Below are 14,083 nucleotides of genomic sequence, written 5' to 3'. Positions count from 1 at the left end.
GTGAGTTACCGAACACAAGGCTGTTTCCGATGTTCCTTAGAGAAGAATCATAGCGTCATCTCTCCATTTTAAGCCAGTGAGTGGCTCAACTGGATGCTGATGACGCTGCCAGGCTGGGTCAGTGGAGCAGTAAGGCAGTGCGGCAGTTAGTGCCTGGAAAGATCCCTATTCGTCGAAGTGATAATGCGATAGTGATCGCAATGATCCCTAATGCAACTTGCGCAAAACCTTAGTGTCATAAATGGGCACTAACATGGGGATGCACACGGTGGGACGTTGGGAATAGTGAGCGACGGGATCCCTATTTTCAGGCGGCCTATTGGAATAGTGATCGCGATGATCCTAATCCCTTGGTGAGCATCGTGATAGGGAGCAAAAGGATCCTTAAGCGAGTGGATGATTGCGAACGCAGTGGTTTGAACCGGGATCCTGCATGAGTGGTACCATCTTATTTTGAACCAAATTCATCATATTATGGTGCGCAATGGGAATCCGGTGGTATAAGTCGTATAAAAGGAACTTTACCGCGTATCTTCTTCGTCGATCGCGCCGTCTGATGCTGACGGAATGGCTGCCGGGATGGGCCCGGGCTCCGGCAGCGAGCCAGTTAGTGCCTGAAGGGCGGGCCCCGGCTCCGTCGTCGAGCCGATTAGTGCCTCGAATGATCCCTATTTGGCAAAGGGCGATGCAATTGTGATCCCAATGATCCCTATTGCCACCCCACCCGAGACATTAGGGAGCGAAATGATCACTACCGCAGAGAGGGGCAAGGTGGAGCGTAGGTAATAAGGCGCAACGGGATCCCTATTGTAGAAGCCGGCTGGTGATAGTGATCGCATCGATCACTATTGGCTGGCCCGCATCGTAATAGGGAGCAAAAGGATCCTTAAGCGAACTCCCCCACCCCTTAAGCGAACCCCCCCTTAAGCGAGCTCCCCAGAAAGTGATTGCCACATTGAACGTAAGGAGCCTTTCGGCAGAAGGTCTCCTTTGTCAACGAGTTTTTGTTACAATAAGCCAAGTTCCTTTGCTTTCAAGGCTGCCTGTGTCCGATCGCGCACACCTAACTTACTCAGGATATTACTCATGTGATTCTTAACGGTACCACTCGCTATGTAGAGATTCTCACTGATCTCGCGATTGGAGGCTCCACCTGCCAGCAAGGCAAGAATCTCCCGTTCGCGTTCCGTCAGTGAAGCTACTTCGCTCCCATCGACGGATTCCCCGGTGACCGCATTGGTTACCGTAGACTCGGTGGATGTAGAAGAAAACGAGGCAACAACCTTGCTTGCGACGCTAGGATGCAGGAGGACCTGGCCTTGTGCCACCACTTGAATCGCCGTTGCGAGCTGGTCCGCAGTGATATCTTTAAGCACATAGCCCAGCGCTCCAGCTTGTAAACCAGCCTGGATAAGTTCCCTATCGTCAAATGTAGTAAGGATAACAATGCGGATCTCGGGCCAACGCTCTCTGAAGACCCGTGTCGCGGCAATACCATCCATATGCGGCATGCGCACATCCATCAGTACAACATCAGGGGCGATTCCATCTGCTTGGAGGTTTTCGACCGTTCTCAGTGCTTCCTCGCCGTTCCCAGCGACGCCGCTCACCTCCAGATTGGGTTCCAGCTCAATCAGCTTGCGAAAACCTTCGCGCAGCAGGCGCTGATCATCGACAATCATCACGCGGATAGGCTCTTCCACGACTAGACCTTCCTCCAAATCTATGTGTACTCCTTTGTGTACTCTTTTGCAATGACAGCTGCTTACTCTCGAATGTTCCGTGGTAGTACCGCTTCGACGCGCCATCCGTGTCCGGATTCAGGACCGGCCCGCAATGTGCCGCCTAGCGGTGTAATGCGCTCACCCATGCCCAGCAATCCGAACCCGGACACTGAGTGTTCGTCCGTAGGCGTGGACCCGCGGCCATTGTCCAGTACGGTCAGTTCTACATGATCCTTTCGTCCACCACTCGTTGAAAGACGCAGCAGCACCTTCGTTGCGTTCGCATGTTTGCGAATATTCGTCAGTGCCTCCTGCGCACAGCGATACAGTGCCACTCCCACTTCTGGATCCGCAGGGTGCGTATACTCATCGAAATCCAGGGTGATCTTCGTCTGAGGGCAGGTGGTTTCAAATTGTAACACCAGACTACGCAATTGCTCGTGCAGTGAGCGCGCGTCGACATCTCCGGGTCGGAGTGCTTCGACGGAGTGACGGACTTCTCGTAGACAAGCTTTTGTCACCTGACGCGCCGCCAGCAATTCCTCATGCAGACGGCTATCGCCGCGCACTTCGAGCTGCATCGCTGTTTCGAGCTGGACGGCTAGCGATGTCAGCGAGTGGCCGAGAGTATCATGGATATCACGGGCAATCCGATTGCGCTCGCGGACGACCGAGAGTTCCTCAATTTGAGCGCTATACTCGTGAAGTTGTACATGGGCCGCCATGAGTTTGCTAATGGACGCAGCCAAGCCCCAGTTGGAGGCAAAGGAGATTAGGAGAATCACTTGGCTGCCAAAATCCAACTGCCCGGTTACAAGGGTCAACGCGATGGCTGTGGCGAGCCAGAGTGTACCTGCAGTCAGTAGAACGAACAATCGTGGTTTAGCTTTCGCCGTCACGCAAGCGGTCATTGATGGCAAAATCGGGAGCCAATAGACATTGCTGGCCTGGGTGGGGACGAATAAAGAGGCACAAGCTAGACACGACAAGGCAATGACCCACGCGGGATGGGAGCGCCTTCTTCCGGCATGATAAATCAAAATCCAGCTACCATAGGTTACTGTAAGAAGCAAAAGGCTAAATAGCGTATGTCGTTCCAAAAAGAGTCCGAAGAGATATCCGGCACCGCCAACACAATAAGCAGCACCTCGAAGGAACCATCCAAATGAGAGTGGTCGCGTATCAATGGTCTGTTCTTGCTTTCTTGTCATGGTATACCCACCGATTTCGAGAGATGTACCTACTTTTCTACATCATATCTCACTTTTCTTCCCGCATGCCAGTGTTTAGAGTCATGGGTTTGCCCCACAGACCCATGACTCTGGTCACGTTAACTAGCACCAGAACTAGGCCCACATTCGTGACCGATGCCACAGGTTTTCGACAGGTCGTGCGGGTTACACTTCTGTACGAGGACGCTATCACAGCTCCCACAATAAAGGAGGTACCTCTCGTGACCACTTCAACATGGATTGAGATGGTTGTTCTTTTCGTAGTTCTCGTAACCGCGTCGTACGGTAGAAAGAAGTACAGTATTACAAGACGATTCTTGATTCCAATAGCCGTGTTGTCGTACTTTGCATTTAAGTATATCAAGGGCATTCCAACAAACGGAAATAATCTCATTGCCCTAATCGCCTTTATCCTGATGGGTGCAATCCTTGGAGTGATTTGGTCTATATTAACGAAAATAGTTCAAGATGATGGGGGAATATACCTACACCTTGGGATGGGGGGCGTTGCAGTTCTATTGTTCGCCTTCCTTATGCGTATTATCCCAATTGAGTGGATGACTCACCACGGGCTTCAGACGATGCATTTTGCGATTAAGCATGAGATAAGTATTCCGAATATTATTGCCCCATCCTTTATTTTTCTGACAGCCACCATGGTTTTGGTAAGGAGTGTGGCAATTATTATTCGGGTGAGACTCCTATCACGGAACTTAATGGAATATCAGAAGTAAATCGTCTACCACATAAGAACTGATAATTCTGTTTGGGTTGAGGTTCATTTCTGCTTCAATATCCGTGTAATGCAACAAACGGGGGTTAGTGCAGTGGTTCAACTGGATGCTGATGACGCTGCCAGGCTGGGGCAGTGGAGCAGTAAGGCGGTAAGGCGGTAAGGCAGTTAGTGACTGGAAAGATCCCTATTCGTCGAAGTGCTGATGCGATTGTGATCGCGATGATCCCTAATGCAACTTACGCCAGAACTTAGTGTCATAAATGGGCACTAATATGGGAGGCGCACAGTGGGACCTTGGTAATAGTGAGCGACGGGATCCCTATTTCAGGCGGCCTATCCGGATAGTGATCGCGATGATCCTAATCGCTTGGTGCGCATCGTAATAGGGAGCAAAAGGATCCTTAAGCGAGTGGATGATTGCGAACGCAGTGGTTTGAACCGGGATCCTGCATGAGTGGTACCATCCTATTTTGAACCAAATTCATCATATTATGGTGTGCAATGGGAATCCGGTCGTATAAGTCGTATAAAGGGAACTTTTCCGCTTATCTTCTTCGTCGATCGCGCTGTCTGATGCTGACGGAATGGCTGACGGGATGGGCCCGGGCTCCGTCGGCGAGCCGATTAGTGCCTGAAGGGCGGGCCCCGGCTCCGTCAGCGAGCCGATTAGTGCCTCGAATGATCCCTATTTGGCAAAGAGCGATGCAATTGTGATCCCAATGATCCCTATTGCCACCCCACCCGAGACATTAGGGAGCGAAATGATCACTACCGCGGAGAGGGGCAAGGTGGAGCGTAGGTAATAAGGCGCAACGGGATCCCTATTGTAGAAGCCGGCTGGTGATAGTGATCGCATCGATCACTATTGGCTGGCCCGCATCGTAATAGGGAGCAAAAGGATCCTTAAGCGTACGCCCCCAAAAGCGTACGCCACCTCTATTTCACAATCGAAACCAGGCCGTTAAAATGCCCTGTACAAAATTCCGTACAGGGCAAGGATTTTCGCTGCTGCCTGTAAACTGAATTGCAGCTGTCCAGCGGATGCGATGAATTTCGTCTCAAATCAACTTACAACTGATACTGATAGTCATCGCTGAATGCCATAATGTACAACAAAATCACAATGGCCAAGACGCCAATGGGTGGAATCACCAGCAAGAGGAGCAAGAACAGCCAATACGGCGACATGTTAAAAGCGCGCAAAAACGCGGCTGCCCACGTAATTTCCAGCACAAAAACAGCAATATCAGCCAAAATGGCAATGACGATTCCGACTACATGAAGCGGGTGTAGCACGATGAGTGCAGCTACGGGGAGTAGGAACCATAGAATATTCCACGCACTCTTCCTGATTGTCCAGAAAAAGGGCCAGTATTGCGCAATGGGTATAAAGGCAAGCCAAGGATGCTCTTGCCCTGCTTTCTTGTACAACTTCCAAATTGGTATGACGTACGCAATATAGAGAGCAAGACTGAATACGAAGATGATAGTGAAATACGCGGCAAGAAGGGCGCCAAGTACACCATTTGCCATGTGAAACGGTGGGGGCGGCATAGGGTTGGTTTGCATTCAGGTACTCCTTTCAAGAAGATTCGATTTGGATGACACACAGCAAATTCACAAAAGTGCAATAAAATGACATCCGGAGATACCACTTCGGCATCAATCTGGATTATCCTTCACCCATATTATTCATCTCTTGGGTCATACATACCGTTTTAGAGAAATCCCGGTTCGCACACATCAGACCAGGCTAACTCAGAGCGGGCCTAACTCAGACCGGACTAATCCCGACCAGACTACATCAGACCGGACTACATCAGACTGGGGGCTTGTTCACAGGGAATAGGCTCTTGAATCGCTTCGGAATCTTTGTTTCAAACCGAAGGGTTTCCCCGCTAATTGGGTGCTTAAAAGCCAGGACTTGTGCATGGAGCCCGAGCCTTTCAAGGGGGTTTCTTTTTGATCCGTATCGTTTGTCTCCCACGACGCTGTGTCCAATGCTCTGCATGTGTACGCGAATTTGATTTTTCCTGCCCGTCTCTAGCTGCACAGCCAACAAAGAATACTCAGGTGTTTGCTCGACAACCACATAGTGGGTAATTGCGATGACACCTTCTCCAGGTCTGCTTACATACATGGTCTTTGTAGACGACTCTTTCAGCCACGTCTTGATAGTTCCCTGTTTTTCTTTCACTTCACCTTCCACGAGTGCCATGTAGGACCGTTCCAAAATGATGTCTTTCCAGTTATCTTGAAGCTGATTTTTCACGGCTGCAGTCTTGGCAAACATCATCAGCCCAGAAGTGTCCCGGTCCAGCCGATGAACAATGAAAATGCGTGCCCCTCCATTGTGTCCCTGAACATACTCATTAAGAATCCGGTAAGCTGTCCGTTCCTTTTCCTCGTCGGTTGCCATGGACAGTAGTCCAGGAGGTTTATCAACGACCAGCAAAAATTCGTCCTCGTAAACGATTTTTATGCCTGCCATTAACTCTCTTTGTTTGACCGATCCCGTTTGTAGAATCGTCACTTTATCCCCTGCACCCAACAGGTGATCGTGCCTTGTAACAACACGATTTCCGACCATAACCTGTCCTCTGGTCAATAACGACTTCACCTTATTGCGTCCCTTTCCGGGGTACTTTTCCAAAAGAAATGGGAGAAGCTGCATTTCTTCTCTCACACTAAATACAGGCTGCTTTTGCAATGAAATTCCTCCAAATCGGATATAAACATATGGGTACAAGACTGCCTTGAAGCGTCAATGGCTGACTACTTTGTTGCTCTGGATTGTATTGTGGCCTCTTGTGTCCATTATAACAAGCCCTCTTTTAGACGTATGTTGGTGGTTTGCCACTTTCACTGCAGAGGCGGGCTTTGTCTCCAGGTGACCTTGCCAAAGGTATTTGGCCGACGCCGCAAGCGCACTTCGTACCTTGGGGTACTGAAAATCTGAACTAAAAAAGCCCAGGATGATGTGAAGCCCATCCTGGACTAAAAAAGCGGTATGCAGTACTGCAATGAGATTGATAAAGCTCATCAGCTTACTTGAGCCAGCTGTCCACCAGAGACTGATTAGCCTTAATCCATTTTTTCGCTGCAGCATCTTTGCTGGAACTGTTTCTCATATCTTCTTCAAGTGACGAAAGCTGCTTTGCTGTCAAGCTGAAGTTCTTCAACCAGCCAGCCACCTTCGGATTGTTTTTCACCCAGGTCTTATTGGCTTCAATCAGTAACTTGTTTGGCGTCTTCTCTGCAACAATGTGTTTGGGATCCTTCAGATATTTGAGATGGTATTTGGTAAAGGGCCACATTGGTGTCCACATGACTACGGCCACTGGCTTGTGCTGATCGTAGGCACGTTTAACTGCAGTTATCATGGCTGTTGTACTGCTGTCCTGCACATGAATATTCGTCAAGTGATAAGTCTTTACAAACTGGTGGGTGTGTTTTTCTTCAATAGCACCGGGATCGATGCCGACAATTCTATTTTGAAATTCCTTGGCGTGTTTGTTCAGGTCTGCCGGCGTATTGATGTTCTTCATGTAACTCGGTACGGCAATGCCCGTGCTGGACTCACCTTTGTACCAATTTTTCAATGCGACCAATTTCGACTGATACTTTTTCACATTCGGCTGCTCTGCGGGCATCCACAGGTCCATAAAGAAATTCACGCTGTTTTTAGACATACCGAGAAGCAACGGTCCAACATCCAACTCTGGCGTATTCACTTTGTAACCCTTTTGTTCAAGAATGACTTTCCACAGGTGAGTGTTGGCTACGTCTTCTGTCCAAGGAATCCAGCCAATTGTAATCGTCTTGCTGCCTTTTGAGGCACCGGTCGCAGTTGAGTTTTGACTCGAAGTGTTACCGCTGCTGTTTCCCCCGCCAGACGTGCTGTTTGCCGTCCCGCATCCGGTTAAAATCGCGCCAAGTGCAGCAACCGCCGACAATGACATTGCAAATTTTTTCTTATTCATTTATGTCCCCCTGTTTCTGTACATAATTTTGTATTGAGTGTATTGAGTACTGCGTCTAGAATCTCGCCTATACGTATATGAAAATAAAGACCCCCTTCACACTTTGTGACGGGGGGCAAAATCTATCCTAACTTTTGAACCACAGCAAATCTATAAGGGAAATGTTTTAACACAGAATCCTTATCACTGAGACATGGCTTGACGAAGTGCGTTGGCATCATACCGACACAACGTACTTATAGAACGGCTTATCATCTCACACCATGACCTGCCAGGTGTGGAGACTCACCCTTCCATCATCCATATGTCTCATCCTCTGCTGTGCTTACGAAGTTAGCTGTCGGGTTCAGGCTCAGAGCGGCCTTATCAGAATTCATCTGAACTCACCCCTATAATGGTTCCCCCGCTTCCCTGTTCGGGAACTCAGCACAAAGAATTTAGTTTTAAGTGGGATTGCTAAACTAGATACAATCTTCAACATAGCCCCAAGCGCAACGTTCTAAATAATCCCAACCAAGGCCATGTATTTCTACTTGTGTCTACTGACAAGAAGATGGTTTGACACTACCGAGGATTTGCGCACGATCTCATCATAACATATTTCATGGATAAATCAAAAGAAAAGTTGACATAATGATAGGTATGGTAGTCAGAACGAGCACTCATGAGAATTTCTTGAAGTTGAGGGTTTAAAGTATGAAAATTAAAGTCGATTTTATTCACAATGTGTCAAATATTGTGTCCGATATGTGTGAACTGACCTGCAGAGATTGTGGCGAGGACTTGTGTGAAAAAGGGGATTAAAGGAGCTTCTGGTATGAAGAAAAACAAAGATTCAAAGCAGAAAAATACCAACAGCAGCAAGAATCCAGCCTCTGAAAATCGCTCAAACGCTGGCGAAACGCCCCAGTGGTTTGCAAAGCACAGAATCCTGCGAAATTCACTTATAGGATTGGCAGTACTGGTAGTCGCGGGAATGGGGGCAGGCGGATACGAATACTATCAGTTAATGCCAAGTCATCACTTTCAAAATTTAAAGGTTATTGGGCAAACTAGTAATTCAACCCGAAGCAGCAACAGTACAAGCAGCACATTTCAAGTACCAAAGGAACAGAAAGCCGTGTTTAACATGCTCTTGATTGGGTCTGATGCACGGCCGGGCAACAAGTTTAGTCATTCAGACTCGATGCTGTTAATTCACGTCAACTTGAACACCCATACGTATAATATCCTCAGTCTTCCTCGCGATACACGTGTCTACGATCCCGGTTACGGCTACACAAAGCTCACCAGCGTCCAATTTATGGACCAAGTCAAACACGGAACCAAACAAGGCATTATCGACGCGGTCAAAACCATCTCCAACTTAACAGGCGTCCCCATCAACTTCTATGCTGAAACAGATTACTGGGGGCTTCAGGACATGGTGAACGCCATTGGCGGCATTAACATGTATGTTCCATTTAAAGTGACCATCAATCACGCCTGGTATCCGAAGGACAACGGCAAGGTGATTACAAAGGGAATGCATTTTCTAAACGGACGCATGGTCACAGAACTGGTACATATCCGCGATGGAGTGCCAGGCACAGACTACGGACGCCAAAAGCTGCAGGAACAGGCGCTAATTGGCATTGCAAAGGACATGCTCAAACCTAAAAACATTCCCAAACTCCCTTCTCTTGCCAGAACGCTCCCTAAGTTTCTCATGGCGACAAATATGACTTCTCAGGATATGCTCAGCCTGGCCATGGGCGTAAAGTCTGACTTCCACCCCACAACACAGATTCATTACCGCCAAGTGAAAGGTAAAAACGAACTCATCTATGATGCCATTCTTCAGGCAAAAAACGATGAGATTGTCCTCAACAAAGGCCAACTCAAGCGGGTGGTAAAACAATACTTTTCCCACTAAATTATGAAAATTTTCCTCTATAGCAAAAATAAGTCCCGTTTTTTTCCTCTCAACCGTTGTGGTTATTATAGGAAGTGATATACTCTTGTAATGGAGAATTATAATGCGGAGAAGTACTCAGGGTATTTTTCGGGCGGAAGATGAAAACTACATTAACTGCTATTGTTAACGGGGATGGGATAAGGTAATGAAAAACATCGTAATTGTAGGCGGCGGCATCACTGGGTTGGCTGCAGCCTATGAAGCCGTGTCACGTGCGAAAAAGGAAAACAGACCGGTTCGGGTAACTGTCCTGGAACAGAGTCATCGGTTCGGCGGCAAAATCAAGTCTCATGAGACTGACGATTTTGTCATTGAGGCTGGTCCAGACTCCATTTACACAAAAAAGCAGGGTGGAATGGAGTTAATTAGAGAACTCGGTCTTGAATCCGATGTTGTCTACTCTCCTACAGAAATGAAGACTGGTATACTGCGCCGCGGGAATTTGTTTCCGTTGCCGCCTGGCATGACCTTTGGTCTGCCGACGAATATTCGCAGTTTTGCATTCAACTCACTGATTCCACTGTCCGGAAAGCTCCGCGGATTGTGGGACTTTCTATTGCCGCGTGACAAAGATGAGGAAGATAAAACCATCGGGAAAATGCTCCGTAGAAGAATTGGCAATGATTTGGTCGATATCCTCGCTGAACCCATGCTGGCCGGTATTCACGCAGGCAGTGTTGACAGGCTCAGCCTGAACACAGTTGCTCCCTACCTAAAGAAGATGGAACAGGACAATCGCAGCCTCATTCGCGCAATGCTGAAACAGGGAAAAGCCAGTGCAGCCTCAACAGCAGCAAAGAAACCTGCTTTTGTATCTCTAAAGCACGGATTACAGCAGTTAATAGACACCTTGGTAGATACACTGCAGGCAGACGTCACCTTGCGCACAAATGCTAGCGTGACAAATATTGAACGGACCCAGACGGGTAAATTCCGTCTCTATCATCGAGATGACGCAGGAAACAAAGAGAAATTGGACGCCGACTCAGTCTTATTGTGCGTTCCCGCCTTCGCCGCGAAACGTCTCATTCCCGCTCCATCACAACCCATTTACGAGTGGCTGCAGCAAATTCCGTATGTTTCTACAGCTGCTGTGAGCCTCGTGTATCCCGTCAAGGAATCCGAAATGGAACTGCCCTATACAGGTTTTCTTGTACCCAGGGGTGAAGACACAATTTTGACCGCATGTACAGTCGTTTCAAGCAAATGGTCCCACTCTTCCCATAACGGCAATATTATTGTACGCGGGTACGTGGGCCGTGACGGTGAACACCGCGGAATGGCAAAGAGTGATAAAGCCATCATCAAGCACGTAGACGAGAAAATGCGAGAATACTTCGGCTTCACAGTAAATCCCGTTTGGTCCAAAGTTGATAGATGGCCCCACGCCATGCCTCAATACCTAGTCGGACACGGCGAAAAACTCGCAAAACTGCGGCGGCAATTAGCCCAAGATGTCCCCGGAATGTATTTAGCAGGCGCCGGCTACAACGGAATGGGGATTCCTGACTGCATCCGCCAAGGCCGTGAAGCCATGCGCGAATGCATGGATAATACAGTCGTGGCCTTCAACAGAACCCCCACGACCCAGGGTGCAGTGGGAAAGTAAGACTTTCCCCGATTGCGCAACTAGCAAACAAGCACTGCACAACACCAGCACTACAAAGCAATGAAACAGTCACATCAGAGAACCGCATCAAAGAACCGCATCAAAGAGTCTCATCAAAGAGGTACATCAAAGAGGTACATCGAAGAGCCACATCGAAGAGCCGCAGCCCGAAGCATCTCAACAGGATGGCAATCTGCCATCCTGTTTCATATATGTTCTCCTAGTTCCAAATAAAGCAACTGATTTGTACCTTTACCGTTTGGCTTGGCCCACTGCTCCTCATACTAGAGTTTGTGTTGGTAGTGAAAACGAAAATAGGGTTGTATATATCCGTCAGATATAGCTTGATGAATAGGAACCCGGGTTGGAGGAATGAGATGTGAAAATGAAAATCGGTCGAAATGACCCATGCCCCTGCGGGAGCGGAAAGAAGTTTAAAAAGTGCTGTATGGACAAGCCAGAATTCCAGTCTGGTGTCGATAGAGGCAATAACAAAGGCAATAACAAAGGCAATAACAATAACAACGGCAATAACAAAGACAGTAACCAAGCTCGCAGCAAAAACAGGAATGAGAAAAGCTCTAGCGATAAGGCAGTGTTTGCGAATACGCCATCCAGGCCCCGATCTTCTCTATCCGAGTCAATCACAACACGCGATGAACGGTTGTTGGACAAGGCGATTCGGGGAGCAAAACGCGATAAGGCCAGGAGAATTGATTCTTATATTGAGAAATGGAAAGACTCATCATCCTCCGATCTCTCTAAAGCATTGTCTCAACAAGGTGTACGGATACAAGTGGACCAATTTAGAGGATTGGCAGCCAAGGCCCGGTCTTATCGAAAACTGGCAAAGGGATGGAAGCTCAACAAGCAAGCTGATGAGGATGAAGTTACTGCCCTTACCAAGTTGCTGTGGGATACGCTGTGTCCAGATGTGTTCCGTTATGATGAACTGACTGATGCTATAGCAGAGGGATACGCAAAGCTGGAGACGACAGACGAATCCTCCGTGACACGGCTGGAAAGGACCAAATCAGATGGACCGGAACTAGCGGCTGCGAAAACCTGGCTTCCATGGTGGCCGACTTTGCGCGACTACGCCAAAGACAAAGGGTACAACTCTGTGCAGCAACTGGACGAGGATTTTATAAGAGCTATGGGTGTAGGCGTGGTATCTGCCAAGGTGAATGCAACTAACGAAGAACCTTACTCCTACGCAGATGACAGTGACAGTTATCCAGAAGGCGGGATGACAAAAACGCAGATTGCCGATTGGCTGCTGGATTTAGAGATGGTGCTCGGGAATCAAGCCGCTCGCGATAACAGTTGGGCAGAAAAAAGACTGGAGTATGTGTGTGAAGTTTACCAGAGCTTAACGGGATCGGGCGACGAATTCCTCTTTCAAATTCGCCAAGCCGAAGGAGAGACACTATTCCTGCTAAAGCGTCTGGATGAGGGCGATGCGGTCTACGAACGTCTCATTCGCGACTTCCCCAATGACGCCTGGTCGTACATCGGGTGGGGAGACGAGTACAGCCCAGAGTTCTGGAAAGACAGAGGTGTTGTAGATGTCGCCAAATCCCGGTCCATCTACACTCGCGGCCTCAGCAGCGTGACGGACGAGCGAGATGCAATTGAAGACAGACTGAGGATGCTGGACAGTGCCGGTAAGTAGCATCCTGCCGGATTGTAGCGATTGGTGATCACGTTCGGGTGTGGGCTCTCGGGCTCGGGGGCGCGGCGGGCGCTTAAGGATCCCATTGATCCCTATCACCATGCTCACCAATGGATAGGGATCGTTGCGATCACTATTTAAATGGGCCGTCTCAAATAGGGATCCCGTTGCTCCTTATCCCCCACGTACCGGGGCGGCTCTCCCGACAGTAGTGATCATTCGGATCACTACTGTCGTGGGCGCGGGGACGATAGGGATCATTGGGATCACAATCGCGATCCCCTTCGGCCAATAGGGATCTTTCCAGGCACTAACCGGACCGCAACCCCGCTCCTGGCAGCTCCGGCAGAGAAGCCCCCGTGATAAACGGTATTGAACGAAGAGGATAAGTAGAAAAGTTCCTTTATTCATTGAAAGACAGTTCAGTCCGTAGAATGGGCTGACTTTTGAGACGCTGATGTTGGCTCCAAAGTCTACCTGAGTTCGTTCGCGGCGGCTGGGACTCGGGGGCTCGGGGGCGCGGCGGGCGCTTAAGGATCCCATTGATCCCTATCACCATGCTCGCCAATGAATAGGGATCCTTGCGATCACTATTTAAATGGGCCGTCTCAAATTCCGTAACCATACAATTCCGGCCCTCACAGACGCTTTAAATCTCAGACGCTCTGCGCCGACACACGCCGCTCCAAGGCTTCCTTTAGGTTATCCATCATTTTCGTGGCTTCCTTAAAGATTTTCTTTTTTATAAATGGATATGCAGCGCGGAAGGCCCCGTTGGGACTACCAGCAACACGGCGGGTAACCTTCGTCTTGCCCGAATAGTCCTCATAAATCATGGTGATTTCAGATGGAAAGGGCTTTTCGTTCCTGTATGTACTTCTTCGATTTCGTTCAAATTCCACGAGTTCAGAATCAGCTTCCATTCTCTTTCCCATGATGTTTGTAACTATTTTCAAGCGACTGCCAAGTTCATGAGGTTTCCCTGAAGTTATTGTGGCCTCTTCCACGCCAGCCCAATGGGTGAGTTTTTCGACGTTCTCTGCATAGGCAAATACTTCGTCCACAGGCCTGTTTATCAGTACACTGACTTCGCCCTGCTCCCACGCCATACACATAACCTCCTGCTGTAGAGAGCTTGTGATTTGAAAGGGGAGGCAACAGGAGACC

The 14,083-nt window shown here is 48.8% G+C and carries 9 protein-coding genes, 1 pseudogene and 1 riboswitch; of the genes and pseudogenes, 4 read left to right on the top strand and 6 right to left on the bottom strand.

All coding sequences use genetic code 11. The features are described 5' to 3' along the window. Positions 1 to 1,007: 1,007 nt before the first annotated feature. On the bottom strand, positions 1,008 to 1,703 hold the full coding sequence (locus tag GI364_RS00950; protein ID WP_198851879.1) for a response regulator: 696 nt from the start codon (positions 1,701 to 1,703) through the stop codon (positions 1,008 to 1,010). Positions 1,704 to 1,765: 62 nt separating this feature from the next. Beyond that, entirely contained in the window at positions 1,766 to 2,935 is a 1,170-nt protein-coding gene (locus GI364_RS00945; RefSeq protein WP_198851878.1) for a sensor histidine kinase, read from the bottom strand. A gap of 242 nt (positions 2,936 to 3,177) precedes the next feature. Between GI364_RS00945 and GI364_RS00940 the strand changes: the two genes are divergently transcribed. Next, positions 3,178 to 3,690, top strand: coding sequence for a hypothetical protein (locus tag GI364_RS00940; protein WP_198851877.1), 513 nt, complete (start codon positions 3,178 to 3,180; stop codon positions 3,688 to 3,690). A gap of 1,070 nt (positions 3,691 to 4,760) precedes the next feature. Here the strand turns inward: GI364_RS00940 and GI364_RS00935 are convergent. The 3 genes from GI364_RS00935 to GI364_RS00925 all read right to left on the bottom strand — a co-directional run bounded on the left by GI364_RS00935 (position 4,761) and on the right by GI364_RS00925 (position 7,675). Next, positions 4,761 to 5,261: a hypothetical protein gene (locus tag GI364_RS00935; protein ID WP_198851876.1), complete on the bottom strand. Its 501-nt coding sequence runs from the start codon at positions 5,259 to 5,261 to the stop codon at positions 4,761 to 4,763. A gap of 250 nt (positions 5,262 to 5,511) precedes the next feature. Then, the gene (locus GI364_RS00930; RefSeq protein WP_233095963.1) at positions 5,512 to 6,402 is read right to left on the bottom strand and encodes an RluA family pseudouridine synthase; all 891 of its coding nucleotides are present in this window, start codon (positions 6,400 to 6,402) and stop codon (positions 5,512 to 5,514) included. Positions 6,403 to 6,739: 337 nt separating this feature from the next. Beyond that, complete coding sequence (locus GI364_RS00925) at positions 6,740 to 7,675, bottom strand: glycine betaine ABC transporter substrate-binding protein (protein ID WP_198851875.1); 936 nt, start codon at positions 7,673 to 7,675, stop codon at positions 6,740 to 6,742. 307 nt (positions 7,676 to 7,982) lie between these two features. Further along, a riboswitch (cyclic di-AMP (ydaO/yuaA leader) is annotated at positions 7,983 to 8,114 on the bottom strand. A 378-nt stretch (positions 8,115 to 8,492) separates the two neighbouring features. Between GI364_RS00925 and GI364_RS00920 the strand changes: the two genes are divergently transcribed. From GI364_RS00920 to GI364_RS25265, 3 genes and pseudogenes are all read left to right on the top strand, one after another. Beyond that, on the top strand, positions 8,493 to 9,590 hold the full coding sequence (locus tag GI364_RS00920) for an LCP family glycopolymer transferase (protein WP_198851874.1): 1,098 nt from the start codon (positions 8,493 to 8,495) through the stop codon (positions 9,588 to 9,590). 187 nt (positions 9,591 to 9,777) lie between these two features. Beyond that, positions 9,778 to 11,241 (top strand): protoporphyrinogen oxidase, encoded by a 1,464-nt coding sequence (gene hemG, locus GI364_RS00915; RefSeq protein WP_198851873.1) that lies wholly within the window; start codon positions 9,778 to 9,780, stop codon positions 11,239 to 11,241. A 385-nt stretch (positions 11,242 to 11,626) separates the two neighbouring features. Then, positions 11,627 to 11,704 (top strand): annotated as a pseudogene (locus GI364_RS25265) (SEC-C metal-binding domain-containing protein); the annotation flags it as partial. A 1,868-nt stretch (positions 11,705 to 13,572) separates the two neighbouring features. Here the strand turns inward: GI364_RS25265 and GI364_RS00905 are convergent. Further along, positions 13,573 to 14,025: an SRPBCC family protein gene (locus GI364_RS00905; RefSeq protein ID WP_198851872.1), complete on the bottom strand. Its 453-nt coding sequence runs from the start codon at positions 14,023 to 14,025 to the stop codon at positions 13,573 to 13,575. Positions 14,026 to 14,083 lie beyond the last annotated feature (58 nt).

It is taken from the genome of Alicyclobacillus sp. SO9, assembly GCF_016406125.1.
Lineage (GTDB): Bacteria > Bacillota > Bacilli > Alicyclobacillales > Alicyclobacillaceae > SO9.
The sequence above is the reverse complement of the archived record's forward strand: the minus strand, read 5'-3'. Positions and strand labels throughout refer to the sequence as shown.

Coding starts and splice junctions, on each gene's coding strand:
- GI364_RS00945 (WP_198851878.1), bottom strand. CDS start 2,935: ATGACAAGAAAGCAAGAACAGACCATTGATACGCGACCACTCTCATTT.
- GI364_RS00935 (WP_198851876.1), bottom strand. CDS start 5,261: ATGCAAACCAACCCTATGCCGCCCCCACCGTTTCACATGGCAAATGGT.
- GI364_RS00925 (WP_198851875.1), bottom strand. CDS start 7,675: ATGAATAAGAAAAAATTTGCAATGTCATTGTCGGCGGTTGCTGCACTT.
- GI364_RS00920 (WP_198851874.1), top strand. CDS start 8,493: ATGAAGAAAAACAAAGATTCAAAGCAGAAAAATACCAACAGCAGCAAG.
- GI364_RS00905 (WP_198851872.1), bottom strand. CDS start 14,025: ATGGCGTGGGAGCAGGGCGAAGTCAGTGTACTGATAAACAGGCCTGTG.
- hemG (WP_198851873.1), top strand. CDS start 9,778: ATGAAAAACATCGTAATTGTAGGCGGCGGCATCACTGGGTTGGCTGCA.